The 14,293-nt window shown below is 65.2% G+C and carries 10 protein-coding genes; 9 read left to right on the plus strand and 1 reads right to left on the minus strand.

All coding sequences use genetic code 11. The annotated features are described in order from the left end of the window. Nucleotides 1-7 precede the first annotated feature (7 nt). Entirely contained in the window at nucleotides 8-379 is a 372-nt protein-coding gene (locus BMZ24_RS11030) for a holo-[acyl-carrier-protein] synthase (RefSeq protein WP_092192225.1), read from the minus strand. A gap of 335 nt (nucleotides 380-714) precedes the next feature. On the opposite strand from BMZ24_RS11030, the gene BMZ24_RS11035 reads away from it, so the two are divergent. The 9 genes from BMZ24_RS11035 to BMZ24_RS11075 all read left to right on the plus strand — a co-directional run bounded on the left by BMZ24_RS11035 (nucleotide 715) and on the right by BMZ24_RS11075 (nucleotide 14,286). After that, nucleotides 715-1,890 (plus strand): glycosyltransferase family protein, encoded by a 1,176-nt coding sequence (locus BMZ24_RS11035; RefSeq protein WP_208599838.1) that lies wholly within the window; start codon nucleotides 715-717, stop codon nucleotides 1,888-1,890. Then, complete coding sequence (locus BMZ24_RS11040; protein ID WP_092192227.1) at nucleotides 1,887-3,119, plus strand: glycosyltransferase; 1,233 nt, start codon at nucleotides 1,887-1,889, stop codon at nucleotides 3,117-3,119. The genes BMZ24_RS11035 and BMZ24_RS11040 overlap by 4 nt, the downstream gene beginning before the upstream one ends. Before the next feature lie 4 nt (nucleotides 3,120-3,123). Further along, nucleotides 3,124-4,245 (plus strand): glycosyltransferase family 4 protein, encoded by a 1,122-nt coding sequence (locus tag BMZ24_RS11045; protein ID WP_092192229.1) that lies wholly within the window; start codon nucleotides 3,124-3,126, stop codon nucleotides 4,243-4,245. Further along, nucleotides 4,242-4,832 carry a histidine phosphatase family protein gene (locus BMZ24_RS11050; protein ID WP_092192231.1) on the plus strand — a complete coding sequence of 197 codons (591 nt, stop codon included), beginning with the start codon at nucleotides 4,242-4,244 and terminating at the stop codon, nucleotides 4,830-4,832. Before BMZ24_RS11045 ends, BMZ24_RS11050 begins: the two co-directional genes overlap by 4 nt. Beyond that, on the plus strand, nucleotides 4,829-5,989 hold the full coding sequence (locus BMZ24_RS11055; RefSeq protein ID WP_092192233.1) for a glycosyltransferase family protein: 1,161 nt from the start codon (nucleotides 4,829-4,831) through the stop codon (nucleotides 5,987-5,989). The genes BMZ24_RS11050 and BMZ24_RS11055 overlap by 4 nt, the downstream gene beginning before the upstream one ends. A gap of 155 nt (nucleotides 5,990-6,144) precedes the next feature. Continuing rightward, nucleotides 6,145-6,831, plus strand: coding sequence for an ABC transporter permease (locus BMZ24_RS11060; protein ID WP_092192235.1), 687 nt, complete (start codon nucleotides 6,145-6,147; stop codon nucleotides 6,829-6,831). Further along, complete coding sequence (locus BMZ24_RS11065; RefSeq protein ID WP_092192237.1) at nucleotides 6,832-7,575, plus strand: ABC transporter ATP-binding protein; 744 nt, start codon at nucleotides 6,832-6,834, stop codon at nucleotides 7,573-7,575. Next, a complete protein-coding gene (locus BMZ24_RS11070) occupies nucleotides 7,562-12,307 on the plus strand; it encodes an FtsX-like permease family protein (RefSeq protein ID WP_143077886.1) in 4,746 nt (1,581 codons plus the stop codon). Before BMZ24_RS11065 ends, BMZ24_RS11070 begins: the two co-directional genes overlap by 14 nt. Continuing rightward, on the plus strand, nucleotides 12,304-14,286 hold the full coding sequence (locus BMZ24_RS11075) for a DUF6785 family protein (protein ID WP_092192241.1): 1,983 nt from the start codon (nucleotides 12,304-12,306) through the stop codon (nucleotides 14,284-14,286). Before BMZ24_RS11070 ends, BMZ24_RS11075 begins: the two co-directional genes overlap by 4 nt. The last annotated feature ends 7 nt before the right edge of the window (nucleotides 14,287-14,293 follow it).

The following is a 14,293-nucleotide window of genomic DNA, read 5'->3' on the forward strand; positions in this document are numbered from 1 at the left end:
GTGAATCTCATCCCTCAAGAATGACCATGGCCACGGCGTTTTCGCGGCTGTGGGACAGGGTGATGTGCGCAGTCCGAACGCCCAGGGCCCGGCATCTGAGCTCGGCCTGATTGTGAAAAAAAATCAGCGGCTTGCCGAGCGCATCGGAACGTACCTCGATATCTTGGAACGTTATCCCGCCGCTGAACCCCGTGCCCAGCGCCTTGACCGCCGCCTCCTTGGCCGCGAAGCGGGAGGCCAGAAAAGGGATCGCCACGGAAGGAACCAGGGCCATCTCCACCGGAGTCAGAATTCTTGAGCTGAATTTGTCGCCGAATCGTGAATACGAACGCGCGATCCTCTCCAGCTCCGCAATGTCGACACCCACTCCGATAATCATATCCCGCACCATCCATGTTTGTCCCGTACCCCGGGACCGTTTGGCAAGGCCGTTCGCGCCGATTCTACACGCCGACGGCGTGGATTGCGGTTCCTGAAGACAAAGAAAGCATGCCCCCGTCCGGGAGTTATCCCTCTGGGCACAAGGAGCGCATCAAAACCAACGGGGTCATGTTTGTCAATTCAACAACCAACTATTTGAATTGCACACTTTGGCGGCATCAATTAGGATTTACGATCAACAAGGCAATCAGCCGTACATGATGCCGGACCTTTTCCCTTTCACCTTTTTTGGGACAGGCCTCTTGATACGCGCCATCCCCTTCAGGATCTCCCGTGAACATTCTCATGTACTCTCACGACACCTACGGACTGGGGCATATCCGCCGGAGCATGGCTCTGGCGCAAAACATCCAGGCCGAGGAACATAGCATCCTCATCCTGACAGGCTCGCCCATTGTCGGCCGATTCGAATTTCCTCACGGCATCGATTTCGTGCGCGTTCCGGGCATGATCAAGCAAAACAACGACCTCTATGTGCCCCATTCGATAAAAGTCGCCCCCGAGATGGCCCTGGCCATTCGCCAGAACATCATCCTGGCCACCGCGCAGGCCTTCAAGCCATCCCTCTTTCTGGTCGACAAGGCTCCGCTTGGCCTCAAGAACGAAGTGATCCCGACCTTGCGCTGGCTGCGGGAAGAGAGCCCCGGGACCCACGTCGTGCTGGGCCTTCGCGACATCATGGACAGTCCCGCCAGCACCATCGCCGAATGGCGCAAGAAGAAAATCTACGACGTCCTGGACTCGCTCTATTCCGAAATCTGGGTCTACGGAAGCCGCGATGTCTACGACCCTGTCCTTGAATACGAAATTCCTGCCCATATCGCCTCGAAGGTGCATTTCACCGGATACATCCCCCGGCAGATCCCGCGCATCCAGCACCGTCCGCGCCTCCGCCGCGGCATGAGCATCGCGCCGGGCGAAAAGTTCGTGCTGGTCACTGCCGGTGGCGGAGGCGACGGCCACAAGGTCGTGGACACCTATCTGACCATGCTTGAAACCCTGCCCCATCCGCCGTTCAAATCCATGATCGTGACCGGCCCGATGCTGGCCGAAAACCTCTACGACCAGCTCGCGGCCAGGGCCAGAAAACTCAAGGTGCGCATCTGCAAATTCTATCGCAAGATGGAAAAGGCCATTCTGGCCGCCGACTGCGTGGTCTCCATGGGCGGCTACAACACCATGTGTGAGATCGTCGGCGCGGCCCGGCCCTCCCTTATCATTCCGCGCAGCAACCCGCGCGAGGAGCAGCTCATCCGGGCCAGGCTCTTCGCCGACAGGGGCCTGCTTGAATACATCCCGTGGGAGACCGTGGAAGCGGCCCCCATGCTCGCCCTTATCGAAAAACTCCTGCACGAGCCGGCCCCCTACGAAGCGGCCCTGGCCGGCTTTCCCATGACCGCATTCGACGTCATCAACCAGCGAATCCAGAGCTTCGGAGCACAGGCATGAACAAACCCGTCATGGGCATGGTCCTCAAGGGCTATCCCCGCATTTCCGAGACATTCATCTCCAACGAGATCCGCCTCCTCGAAGAGCAGGGCCTCACGGTGCACATCTTCTCCATGCGCCAGCCCCGCGAGAACTTCACCCACAAGTCGGTGGAGGCCATAAAGGCCCGCGTGACCTACCTGCCGTCCGAGTTCTGGACCAGCCTGCACCGCTTCCTGTGGCCGAACCTGCGCACCCTGCTGTCTTACCCCACAGGATACGCGAAAAGTTTCCGCCTGGCCTGCAAGCGGTTCCTGCACAATCACAACTTTATGACATTCAAGCATTTTTTTCAGGGCGGCTATCTTGTGCACCACGCCCGGGAGCTGAACCTGACCCACCTGCACGCCCACTTCGCCCACAGCCCGACCTCCGTGGCCATGTTCGCCTCGGAGATCCGCGGCGTGCCCTTCAGCTTCACGGGTCACGCCAAGGACATCTACACCTCCGACGCCACGCAGTTGGCCGAAAAGATCGACAAGGCCCGCTTCGTGGTGACCTGCACGAAGTATAACAAGGCCTTCCTGGAGAACCTCGTGCAGGGACGCCGCGAAATCCACTGCGTGTACCACGGCATCGACCTGGAACTCTTCTTCGCCCACGCCGTGACGCGAACACCCGAACCGCCCTACACCTTCCTGACCATCGCCCGCATCGTCGAGAAGAAAGGCATCCCCGACATCCTCGAAGCCCTGGCGCTGCTGGCCAGGGAGAATTTCCCCTTCCGCTACGTGCTCATCGGCAGCGGCGACGACAAGGATGCAGTGAAGGCACGCGTGCGTGAACTGGGGCTGGAGGGGCATGTGGAGATGCCGGGCACCATGGCCCACGATCAGGTTCTGGAACACTTCCAGACCGCCGACTGTTTCGTGCTCGGCTGCCGCATCGCCCGCAGCGGCGACCGCGACGGCATCCCCAACGTCCTGGCCGAGAGCATGGCCATGGGTGTGCCGGTCATCGGCACCCGCGTTTCCGGCATCCCGGAACTGGTGGAGCACGAGGAGACTGGCCTGCTGGTCGATGCCACACGCCCCGAAGAGCTGGCCGCGGCCCTGAAGCGCATTGTCACGGACCAGGCCCTGCGCGCGAAAATCATCCCGGCCGCCAGGCAAAAAGTGACCGAGGTCTTCGACAACAAGAAGCTCATCGTCGAGCTCATCGCCCTGTACCGCAACCTGACGAACCTGTAGGCCCATGCGCATCGCCTATTACCCGACCTTCCGCGCCCTGGACCACCCGCGATCGTCGGGTCTGGTTTCCATCGCCCGGGACGTTCTCGCGGCCATGGAGGCCGGGGGCCACGAAGTCCTGCTGCCCCTGAACCGGACCACGGAGTGGATCTTTCTGCGCCCGCGCGAATGGCCAGGGGCCCTCGTCGATGCCTGGAAGGCCCACAGGGCCGTGAAACGCGCGCGCCCGGACTGCTGGTTCACCTATCATACCTACTATCGTGGCCCGGACCCCTTCGGGCCGTTCATCGCCGCCCGGCACCGCCTGCCCTATTTCATCCTGGCGGGCTCCTACGCCACCAAGTACCGCAAACGCCTGAAAACATGGGCCGGGTTTCACCTGAACCGCATGGCCTTGGAGCGGGCCGACACGGTCTTCGTCAACAAGCTGCGCGACGTGGAGAACCTGGGGCGCCTCCTGCCGCCCGAGCGCATCGTCTACATCCGCCCCGGCATCCGCACCGGAAATTTCCCCCTGAACCCGGAGCTTGCCGCCGCGACACGCGCAAGGCTGGGCCTGGACGGGAAGCTGGTCGTCGTCACGGCGGCCATGTTCCGCCCCGGCGTGAAGGAGGACGGAATCGCCTTCGTCATCGACGCCTGCGCGGCCCTGAAGCCGGAGTTCCCGGAGCTGCACCTGCTGATCCTTGGAGACGGCGCCGGGCGCGGCCGCCTGGAGGAACGGGCGCGGCGGACCTTGCCAGACGCCCACACCTTCGCAGGCCGCGTTGCCCCCCAGGACATGCACGCCTGGTATCAGACCGGGGACCTCTTCGCCTTCCCCGGCATCGGCGAAGCCCTGGGCATGGTCTATCTGGAAGCCCAGTGCTGCGGCCTGCCCGTAGTGGCCACCAGCCACGACGGCGCACCTGAGGTCGTGGCCGACGGCGAGGCCGGAATCATCGTCCCGCCCTTCTCCCCCGAGGCCTTCGCCTCCGCGATGGGCGGACTGCTGCGCGATACGGATCTACGCGGACGCCTGGGCCGCCAGGCCCGCGAGCGTGTCCTGCGCATTCACGACATCGCCGCCAACTACCGGAAAATGATCGCCGTCATGGAGAAGGTCTGCGCCGGGAGGCGGCCATGAACGTCATCGGCCTGCTGCGCCACGGCCCCACGGCCTGGAATCTTGAGAAGCGCATCCAGGGCATGACCGACACGCCCCTGGACCCCGGCTTCGACCCGCGCCCCTGGCGGGAGACCCTGACCGCCCACGGGCCATGGGATTTCGTCGCGACCAGCCCCCTGCGGCGAGCCCGGGACACGGCGCGACTCCTCTTTCCGCAGTGCGAGCCCGCGATCATCCCGGACCTGCGCGAACAGAACTGGGGCGAGTGGACGGGCCTCACTGTGGCGGGCCTGCGCCGGGACCACCCGGGCCTGATTGAACGCCAGGAGGCCTTGGGCTGGGACTTCACGCCGCCAGGCGGCGAGAGCCGCCGCCAGGTCCTGGCCAGGACCCTGGCCGCCATCGACGATGCGGTCCTCGGCCGCGACGGCGAGCGCATCCTCATGATCACCCATCTGGGCGTCATCAAGATCCTGCTGAACCATCTCCTGGGCTCGCCCTTCCTGCCGGGCGCTTCGGCCGACGTGGCCAAGCGGGCCCTGCACCTGCTGACCCTGGACCACGGGGACCTGCGCGTCCTTGGCACCAATGTGAGGCTTTCGTGAAAATCCTGCACTACACGCAATACGTCTTCGGCATCGGCCACCTCTTCCGCAGCATGGCCATTGACCGGGCCCTGGCCCCCCTGACCGTGGACCTGGTCACGGGCGGCGCGGGCGTGCCCATCCCCATGCCGGACAACGTGCGCCACCACGCCATGCCGGCCATCCGCATGGACGAAAACTACGGCAGCGTCCTGGCCGTGGACGGCGAACTGGAAGACACGTGGCGGGAACGCGAGGCCATGCTCCTGGACCTGTTCCGAAGCCTGGAACCCGACGTGCTGCTCATCGAAATGTTCCCCTTCGGCCGCCGCGTGTTCGCCCGTGAACTGCTGCCGCTGCTGAAGTTCAACCGGGAGCTGCCGCGTCCGGCCACGACCCTGTGCAGCGTGCGCGACATCCTCGTCGAGAAGAAGGACCAGGCCAAATTCGAAAAGCGGGTGCTCGGCTGGCTCAACCCCTGGTTCGACGGGGTCCTGGTCCACTCCGACCCGGGCCTCATCCGTCTGGACCTGACCTTCTCGCGCGTGGCCGACATCGCCTGCCCCGTCTGGTACACGGGCTACGTGGCCGAGGGGCCGACCCTGCCGGACAAGGCCGCCGCGCGCGAAGCGTTGGGACTGCCCGCCGACGGCACCGTCATCCTGGCCAGCGCCGGCAGCGGGACCATCATCCGCGACCTCCTGGACCCCATCATGGAGGCCTCCATCCTCCTTGCCCAGCGCCTGCCCCACAAGCTGCTCATGTTCACGGGCCCCAACGCCCCCCTGGAGGAGCGGCGCCATCTGGAAGAGTGCAGCCGGGCCCACCCCGACGCCGTCGTCCGCGAGTTCACGCCGCGCTTTCCCGACCACGTCCTGGCCTGCGACCTGTCGGTCAGCCGAGGCGGCTACAACACGACCATGAACCTGCTGGCCTGCGGAGCCAGGGGGCTCATGCACCCCTACGGCCACGACCGCGAGCAGCGCATGCGCCTGGAGGCTTTGTCCGCCCTCGGCCACGTGGGCCTGCTGCAAGACCACGATCTGGAACCGTCCCGGCTGGCCGGCGTCATGGAACGGGCCCTCCGGGAGCAGCACGGTCCGCTTGGGCGCCTGCGCCTGCAGGGGGATGCAGAGAGCGCGGACATCATCCGCCGACTCGCCGCCGCGCGACCCTGAACGAGTCCGGGTCCCTCCCGGGGGCAGAATCGTGTCGAAGGGATGACGCTCCTTGTTATTCCTTGATTTTTCGGGCCGTATGGAGCTAGGACAGAGTCTTAGACAAGAATCATTCTCAACTGCGTCCTCATCCCGGCGCCATGCGCAGGAGTTCCATGACCGAAACGGCAGGTCGTCCCAAAGGAGCGGCAATCTCGCGGCAGATCGTGCTGCCCTGGAGCAAGTCCCTGGCCATGGCCGTGAACAGCCTGCGCATCCGTTTCTTTCGCTCCCTGGTCACGACCTTCAGTCTGGTCCTGGCCATCGCCTTCCTGGGCTTCACCCTGTCGGGCTCGGCCATCGCCCGTGAACTCCTGCGCCTGCATGGCGAGGCTGCCGTGCCGCTGCTGACGGCCGCCGGGTACGCTGTCGACGGCACCGGGCAAGGCATCGCAACCGGACCCAAGGAATTGTGGCTCATCGCCCTGTCCCTGCTGGTCTGCACCGTGGGCATCGTCAACGCTCAGCTCATGTCCGTGACCGAGCGCTTCCGGGAGATCGGCATCATGAAGTGCCTTGGCGCGCTGGACCGCATCATCCTGCGACTCTTTCTGCTCGAAGCCCTCATCGTCGGTCTGGCAGGCTCGGGAGCAGGGGCGCTGCTGGGCCTGACCGCCGCTTTCGGCTCGTCCCTGGTGCACTACTCCGCCCTGGATTACTCCGGCATGAGTCTCCTGCCCCTTCTGGCCGAGGCCGGAAAAGCCTGGGGCACGGGGGTGGTCCTATCGCTTCTGGGCGTGCTCTACCCCGCCATTCTCGCGGCCAAACTCCAACCGATCATCGTCATGAGGGAAGAACACTAGATGGACACGCATCATATCGTCCGCGTGGTCGGAGTGACCAAAACCTTCTCCCTGGGCAAGATGCCGGTGCAGGTGCTGCGCGGCGTGGACCTGGAGGTCGAGGCCGGAGAATACCTGTCCATCATGGGCCCCTCGGGCTCGGGCAAGAGCACCCTCTTCAACATGATCGGCGGCCTGGACAAGCCTACCAGCGGCCGCGTCTTCATCGACGAGGTCGACATCTCCCAGCTCGACGCCTACGAGCTGGCCTGGCTCCGGAACCGCAAGATCGGCTACATCTTTCAGACCTTCAACCTCATCCCGGTCATGAGCGCCCTTGAGAACGTGACCCTGCCCATGATCTTCGCCGGAATGCAGAACGACCACGCCGTGGAGAAGGGCCGCGCCCTGCTGGATCTGGTGGGTCTGGGCGAGCGTTTTTTGCACAAGCCCTCGGAACTTTCGGGCGGACAGCAGCAGCGCGTGGCCATCGCCCGCGCCCTGGCCAACGACCCGGCCATCATTCTGGCCGACGAGCCCACGGGCAACCTGGACTCATCCACGGGCGAGGAGATCATCGCTCTCTTGCAGAAGATGAGCCAGGAGCGCGGCGTGACCATCATCTCCGCCACCCACGATTTCAAGATGCTCAACGTCTCCGACCGCGTGGTCTGGATTCGCGACGGCCGCATCGACAAGATCGAGCACCGCGATGAACTCAGTATCTCCCTCGGAACCATCCAGGAGCGCCATGCGGCCGACTAATCCCCGCTTCGCCCTGCTGCTCCTCTGCCTTCTGCTGGCCTGGTCGCCGGCCAGGGCCGGAATCGGGGAGCACCTGCGGGCCATCGCCGCCCATCCCGACCGCGCCTTGGGCACGGCCGGGGAGGAGGCTACGGCCGGATACGTGCGCTCGGTCTTCAAGGCCCTGCCTAAGTCCCTCGGGGCCTCCGTCGGACGGCAGGAGTTCATCACGCCGATGCGCGTCTTCACTTCGGCCTCCCTGACCGTGAACGGGGCCGAACTGCCGGTCCGCCCGCTCTTCGCCAACGCGCTGTCGCCCGAAAGCCTGGCTGGCGGGCACGAAGCGGAGCTTGTCTTCGTGGGGGAGGGACGCCTCGAGGATTTCGACGGCAAGTCCGTGTCCGGGAGCATTGTCCTCATGTACCTCGATTCCGGCGGCGGCTGGCTGCACGCTGCCAACCTCGGAGCCCGCGCCCTCGTGTACCTGGACCGGGGCGGCGAAACCCTGCCGCGCCTGCGCTTCCGGGACAAGGAGGAGCTCACGCCCGTGGACTTCCCCCGGTTCTGGATTCCCGAGGCCGAGTTCAAGGCCGCCCTGGGCGCCCCGGACTCCGTCACGGGACGCACGGGACACCTGGAATGCCGCACGCAATGGGCCAAGGGACTTCCAGCCAACCAGTGGTGCTTCATTCCCGGCAACGACCCGGCCATGGACGGGGAACTCGTCGTGGTCGAGGCCTTCCTGGACGGCAGCCGCTACGTGCCTGGCCACGCCCCCGGCGCCGACGAGGCCGTCTCCCTGGCCACCCTGCTCAGCCTGGCCGAGGATTTCGCCGACCATCCCCCGCGCCGCCCGGTCCTGCTCCTGGCCACCTCGGGCCACGGCAACATGCTGTCCGGCCTGCGCGAGGCCGTCTGGGCCCTGACCGGCAAGAAAAAGGAGCTCGCCGCCGAACTCGAGGACATGGAGAAGCGCGGCGCCGACGCCCAGACCACGGCCGAACTGCTCGCCCAGGGCCTGCTTCATGCCGGGGATCCCCGCGAGGACGCCCTGATCCTCTCCGCCATCCAGACTGAGATCCGCAACGAAGTCGAGCGCATCAACATCGCCCTGCGCCTGGCCCGCAAGGACTCAAACGCCAACGCGGCGGCCATCAGGGAGCTGGCCGCGCGCAAGCTCATGCTGCGGCGCGTGGGCTGGGAAGGTTCCTACGCGGGGCTGGACGCCGAGGCCCTGGCGGCCGTCCGGGGCTTCCTGCCCGCGGCCCTGGACAAGGCCCGGCGCGTGGCGACGGATATCGAGGACCGTCTGGCCGGACTGCGCTCGTCCCTGAAACTGAACAAGACGGCGAACGGGCGGCGCGTGGCTGCGGCCGTGTCCCTGCATCTCTCTTCCCATGGCAACGGCGTGGGCAGCGTGGACGACGGCTGGCTCTTCCGGCTCACCCCGTCCGTGAACCGCGCCAAGCTCTACGCCAACATCCGGCCTGTCCTGGACGAGGCCGCGCGCGGCGCCCCCGGGGTCTATCAGGACCTTTTGGGCGGCGTCGGTCGCAAGCTGTGGTTCAACAACTTTCCCGACCAACCGCCCATGGGCGGCGAGGTCACGGCCCTGGCCGGTCTGTCCGGCTTCACCCTGGCCACCCTGAACGACATGCGTCCAGCCTGGGGCACGCCCTACGACACCCTGGAGCATGTGGACCTGGAACGCGCCGACGCCCAGGCCGACCTGGTCGCGGCCATGATCCGCGCCCTGGTCCGGGCCGAACTTCCCGCGACCTCGCACAAGGCGGCCAACGGCTTCTCCACACTGTCCGGACGGGCCAACTTCCTGCGCCAGGGCGAGCTGTTCCCCGAGCAGGAGGCCGAGAACGCCCTGCTGCAAATCTATCAGGATCAGCAGTACGCCCTGGCCTGGGTCGACAGTCTGGGGCTGTTTCGCGTGCCCGGCCTCGCCGACAGGAAGCACTCCTTCGGCAAGGCCATCATCGAAGGCTACCGCTTCGAGCCCGGAGCCAACACCGCGGCCTGGGCCATCGACAAGAAGGCCACGGGCAAGGACCGTTATCGGGTCAAGCTCGGGCGGGGCAAGACGGAGACGGACCTGATCCTGTTCGGATGCAGCCAGACCACCCTGTTTCAGCTCCGGGACGCCCGCAGCCTGAACCCGCTGACCCGCATCAACCTCATCGACGCGCGCACGGATACCGAGCCTCTGCGCTACTGGTACAGCCGCATCGACACCCGGCAGTCGACCCTGTGCAGCATTTTTCTGGAACCCGCCACGGCCTTCAAAGCCACCCTTTCGGACACGGTGCTGCAACGCAAGCTGCTCCTGCTGAACAACAGCCCGGATGACATGCTCGGCGAAGGCTTCAAGGCCGCCGATACGCCGGCGGTCCTGACCACCTCGCTGCAGGCGGCCAAGGACATGGTCAACCTCGTCACGCCCCGGGTCGAGAACCTGGAAAGCCACTCCATCGTCAACCAGCGCATCCGGCAACTGCTGGGCCAGGCCCAGGAGCATCTGGACATGGCCCTGGCCGCTCGCGACAAGCTCGCCCACAGCGCGGCGGACCAGCACGCCAGATCCTGCCTGTCCCTCATTTCCCGGGTCTACAACGAAGTGGATAAGACCCAGAAAGACGTTCTGGCCGGGGTGCTGTTCTACATCGCGCTCTTCGTACCCTTCGCCTATTGCCTGGAGCGGCTTCTTTTCGCCCATGTCTCCATCCACAAGCGCATCGTGTCCTTCCTGGGGCTCCTGGCCGTGGTCATCGGTATCATCTATTCCGTACACCCGGCCTTCCAGCTGACTTACAGCCCCCTCGTCGTGGTCATGGCCTTCTTCATTCTGGGCCTCTCGTTGCTGGTCTCCTTCATTCTCTTCTCGCGCTTCGAACAGGAGATGAAGAACCTCCAGCGCCGGGCCATGGTCTCCCGCGACCAGTCCATCTCACTCTGGAAAGCCTTTGTCGCGGCCTTCTCCATCGGCGTGACCAACCTGCGCAGGCGCAAGGTGCGCACGGCCCTGACCTGCGCCACCCTGATCATCCTGACCTACACCCTGCTCAATTTCACCACCGTGCGGCACTCCCTGGACCAGGGCGCGGTGCGCTTCAAGCCATCCGCACCCTACAATGGCGTGATGCTCAAGGCCCTGGAATGGAGATCCCTGCCCGGCGCACTGGACCGGGAGATCGGCGCCACCCTCGACGGTGGACCTGAGCTTACGCGGAGGGTGTGGTGGGAGACCCAGGACAGGACCAGGCCCCCGGCCGTACCAGTGCGTCTGGGCGACCGCGAAACCACGGCCGCCGGACTGATCGGGCTTGACGCCGGGGAAGCCGAACTGGGCGCGCGAGGCACCGTCATGGTCCACGGCTCCTGGCTGGACGACGGCGGCGGCCGCCAGATCCTGCTGTCCGAGAGCATGGCGCTGGAACTGGGCATCACGAGCCTGGACCGCGAGGTCACGGTCTTCGTCTGGGGCATCCCCTTCACCGTGCGGGGCATCTTCGACGGCACGTCCCACGACCTGTCCCCGGACCTGGACGGCGAACCGTTGACGCCCGTGGTCTACCCCAACGAGACGTCCTCCGAACTGAGCGAGGCCGAGGCCGAGGCCGCCGAGTCGGGCCAGGATATCGCGACCATGTCCAGCCGCTACCAGCACATCCCGGCCGACCGGACCGTCATCATCCCCGCCTCGACCCTGCTGCAGGCCGGCGGGGCACTGAAGAGCCTGGCCATGGCGCCCGCGCACGGCCTGGATCACGCAAACCTCTCGGCCCGCCTGGCCGATCGCTACCAGTTGCTCCTCTTCCATGGGGACGAGGGCGGCTCGACCTGGCTGCACTATTCAGCCAGCAGCCTGTCCTACGCAGGCATGGGCAACGTGCTCATCCCCTCGATCATCGCCATCCTCATCGTACTGAACACCATGGTCGGCAGCGTGGTGGAGCGCAAACGCGAGATCGCGGTCTACACGTCCGTGGGCCTGGCTCCGCCCCACGTGGCCTCACTGTTCGTGGCCGAGGCCCTGGCCTTCGGCGTCATCAGCGCCGTGACCGGCTACCTGGCGGCCCAGGTGGCGGCCCATTTCCTGGCCGGCACGCCCATCTGGGCCGGGATGACGGCCAACTATTCGTCCCTGGCCGGGGTGGGCGCCATGATCACGGTCATGGCCGTTGTGCTGCTGTCGGTCATCTACCCTTCGCGGGTGGCTTCGCACATCGCCATCCCCGACGTGACCCGGACCTGGAAGCTGCCCGTGCCCGAAGGCTCGACCCTGGTCGTGACCCTGCCCTTCCTCATCAAGCAGCACGAACAGGAGTGCGCCGGAGGCTTCCTGGCCGAGTACTATCTCGCCCACGCCGACATTTCCCACGGACTCTTCTCCACTGACGAGCTCGACGTGGAGTACGCCTGCCCACTGGGCACAGCGCCCGGTGAACACCCCGAGTGCTTCGACATCTCTTTCAGGGCGTGGCTTGCGCCCTTCGACTTCGGCATCCGCCAACGCGTGTCCGTCATCTCCTGCCCGTCGCCGGACTACCCCGGCTTTCTGGAGATGCGCATCACCATGACCCGCGAGGGCGGCGAGAAGAATGTCTGGCTGCGCCTGTGCCGGACATTCCTGAACGACCTGCGCAAACAGCTGCTCATCTGGCGGTCCCTTGACGCGCCTGAGAAGGAACGCTTCGAACGCTTCATGCTGGAACGAATGAATCAGACGGGAGTCGCCCCATGACGCACAACACGACGCACACCATCCGGCCAAGGGCGCTCCTTTGCGGCACGATTCTGGGCGTGGCCCTCTGCGCCGTGACACCCTTCGCCAACAGCTACCTGCGCACCACGCCCCTGGCCGGCGGGCACTTCCCCCTGGCGGCGTTCTTCGTTTTCTTTGCCTCGGCCGTGGTCCTGTCGCTGCTGGCCAAGGCAACCCGGCGCGCGCCTCTGCTGAGCGGCATGGAACTGCTCACGGCCTGGGCGCTCATGGTCGTGGTCTCGGGCATCGGTTTCACCGGGCTGGTGCGGACCTTCTTCATCAACATCACGGCTCCGGCCCACTTCGCCGACGCCACCAACAACTGGGCCGCCCTCCTGCCCTTTCTGCCCGAATCCCTCTATCCGAGAGACCCGTCCATCCTTAGCGCCGTCTACGGCGGCCTGCCGGACAAGACGGGGCTCACGGTCATGCAGACCCTGGAACGCATCCCCTGGTCCTTCTGGCTGCCCGTCCTCGGAGCATGGAGCGTTTTCATTCTGCTGGCCTACGCCACGATGTTCTGCCTGGCGAGTCTCTTCTCGACCCAGTGGGTCGTCAACGAACGCATCAATTTTCCGCTTCTGCAGATGCCTAAACTCCTGGCCGAGGCCTATGACCAGCAGCGCTTCTTCTCCTTTCTTGGGGACCCATTCCTGGTATGCGGCCTGTTCGTCCCCCTCTTCATCCACACCCTGGGCGGCCTGTCGGCCCATTTCCCGACGGTCCCGGCCCTGCCCACGGAGATCCTGGCCGGTTCCTACTTCCCCGCGACGGGATTCCTGTCGGGCTTCCAGAAGCTCAAGATCTTCCTGTACCCGGCCTTCATCGGCTTCGCCTTCATCACCACCCGGCAGGTCTCCTTCAGCTTCTGGCTTTTTTTCCTCCTGGCCGGATTGCTGGCAGGCATCCTGCAGACCTCCGGAGTGCAGATCCCGGACTCGGCCCTGGGCACGCTCTTCGGCCCGGTCATCTCCAGGCCGGAGGAAACGCAGATCATCGGCGCCTCCATCGTCTTTTTCCTGTTCATGGTCTGGCTGGCCCGCGAGTACCTTCTGGACACGGTCCGCCAGTGCCTGCAGCCCGACCCCGAATCGCGCGATGTCGGATGGATCTCACCCCGGGCTTCCCTGCTCGGGACCGTGGCGGGAATGACCGGCCTGTGCATCTGGTCGGCCTTCTGGGGCATGGGCCTCGGCGCTTCCGTCATGCTCTACGCCGGTTTCTTCGCCGTCATGCTGGTCGTGGCCAAACTCGTCTGCCAGGGCGGCCTACCGTACTGCTCCCTGAACACGGCCCCGTCCGACGCGGCCTTGAGTCTCTTTGGCTCCAAACCGCTGGGAAGCGTGGGGCTGGTGCTGGGCATGAGCCTGCAGAAAATGCTTTTCGTTGATGTCCGCGAATCCCTGCTGCCCTCGCTCATGCATGCCGGAAAGGTCTCGGAGCATATGCGGCAGCGCCGACTCATGGGCCTGGCCATCGCTCTCAGCCTGGTCCTGGCCGTGGCCGCGTCCTTCCTGGGCATGCTCTACCTGTGCTACCGGTACGGCATCCAGGAACTCGACATGGACTGGGCCACGCGCACGACCCAGACGGTCTACGCGAATTCCCAGCGCCTGCTGGAGACCGCCGGCACGCCGGACAACTGGGTGCTGCTCTTCATCCTCATCGGGGCGGCAGTCATGCTCGTGCTGGTCCTGTGCTATTACCTTTTTCCGTGGTGGCCCATCCACCCCATCGGCTACATGCTGGCCTTCAGCTCCTCCATGCGCATCCTGTGGTTCAGCTTCCTCATCGGCTGGGCCTGCAACACCCTGTGTCTGCGCTACGGGGGGACCTTCCTCTACAGGCGGGTCCGCCTCTTCTTCATCGGGTTGATCATCGGCGACTTCTGCATGGGTGCCTTCTGGGCCCTGGTCAGCCTCAAAACCGGAATCAGCTACCTGGTTCTGCCATCCTGAGAGAGCC

It is taken from the genome of Desulfomicrobium norvegicum (assembly GCF_900114595.1).
GTDB classification, from domain to species: Bacteria; Desulfobacterota; Desulfovibrionia; order Desulfovibrionales; family Desulfomicrobiaceae; genus Desulfomicrobium; species Desulfomicrobium macestii.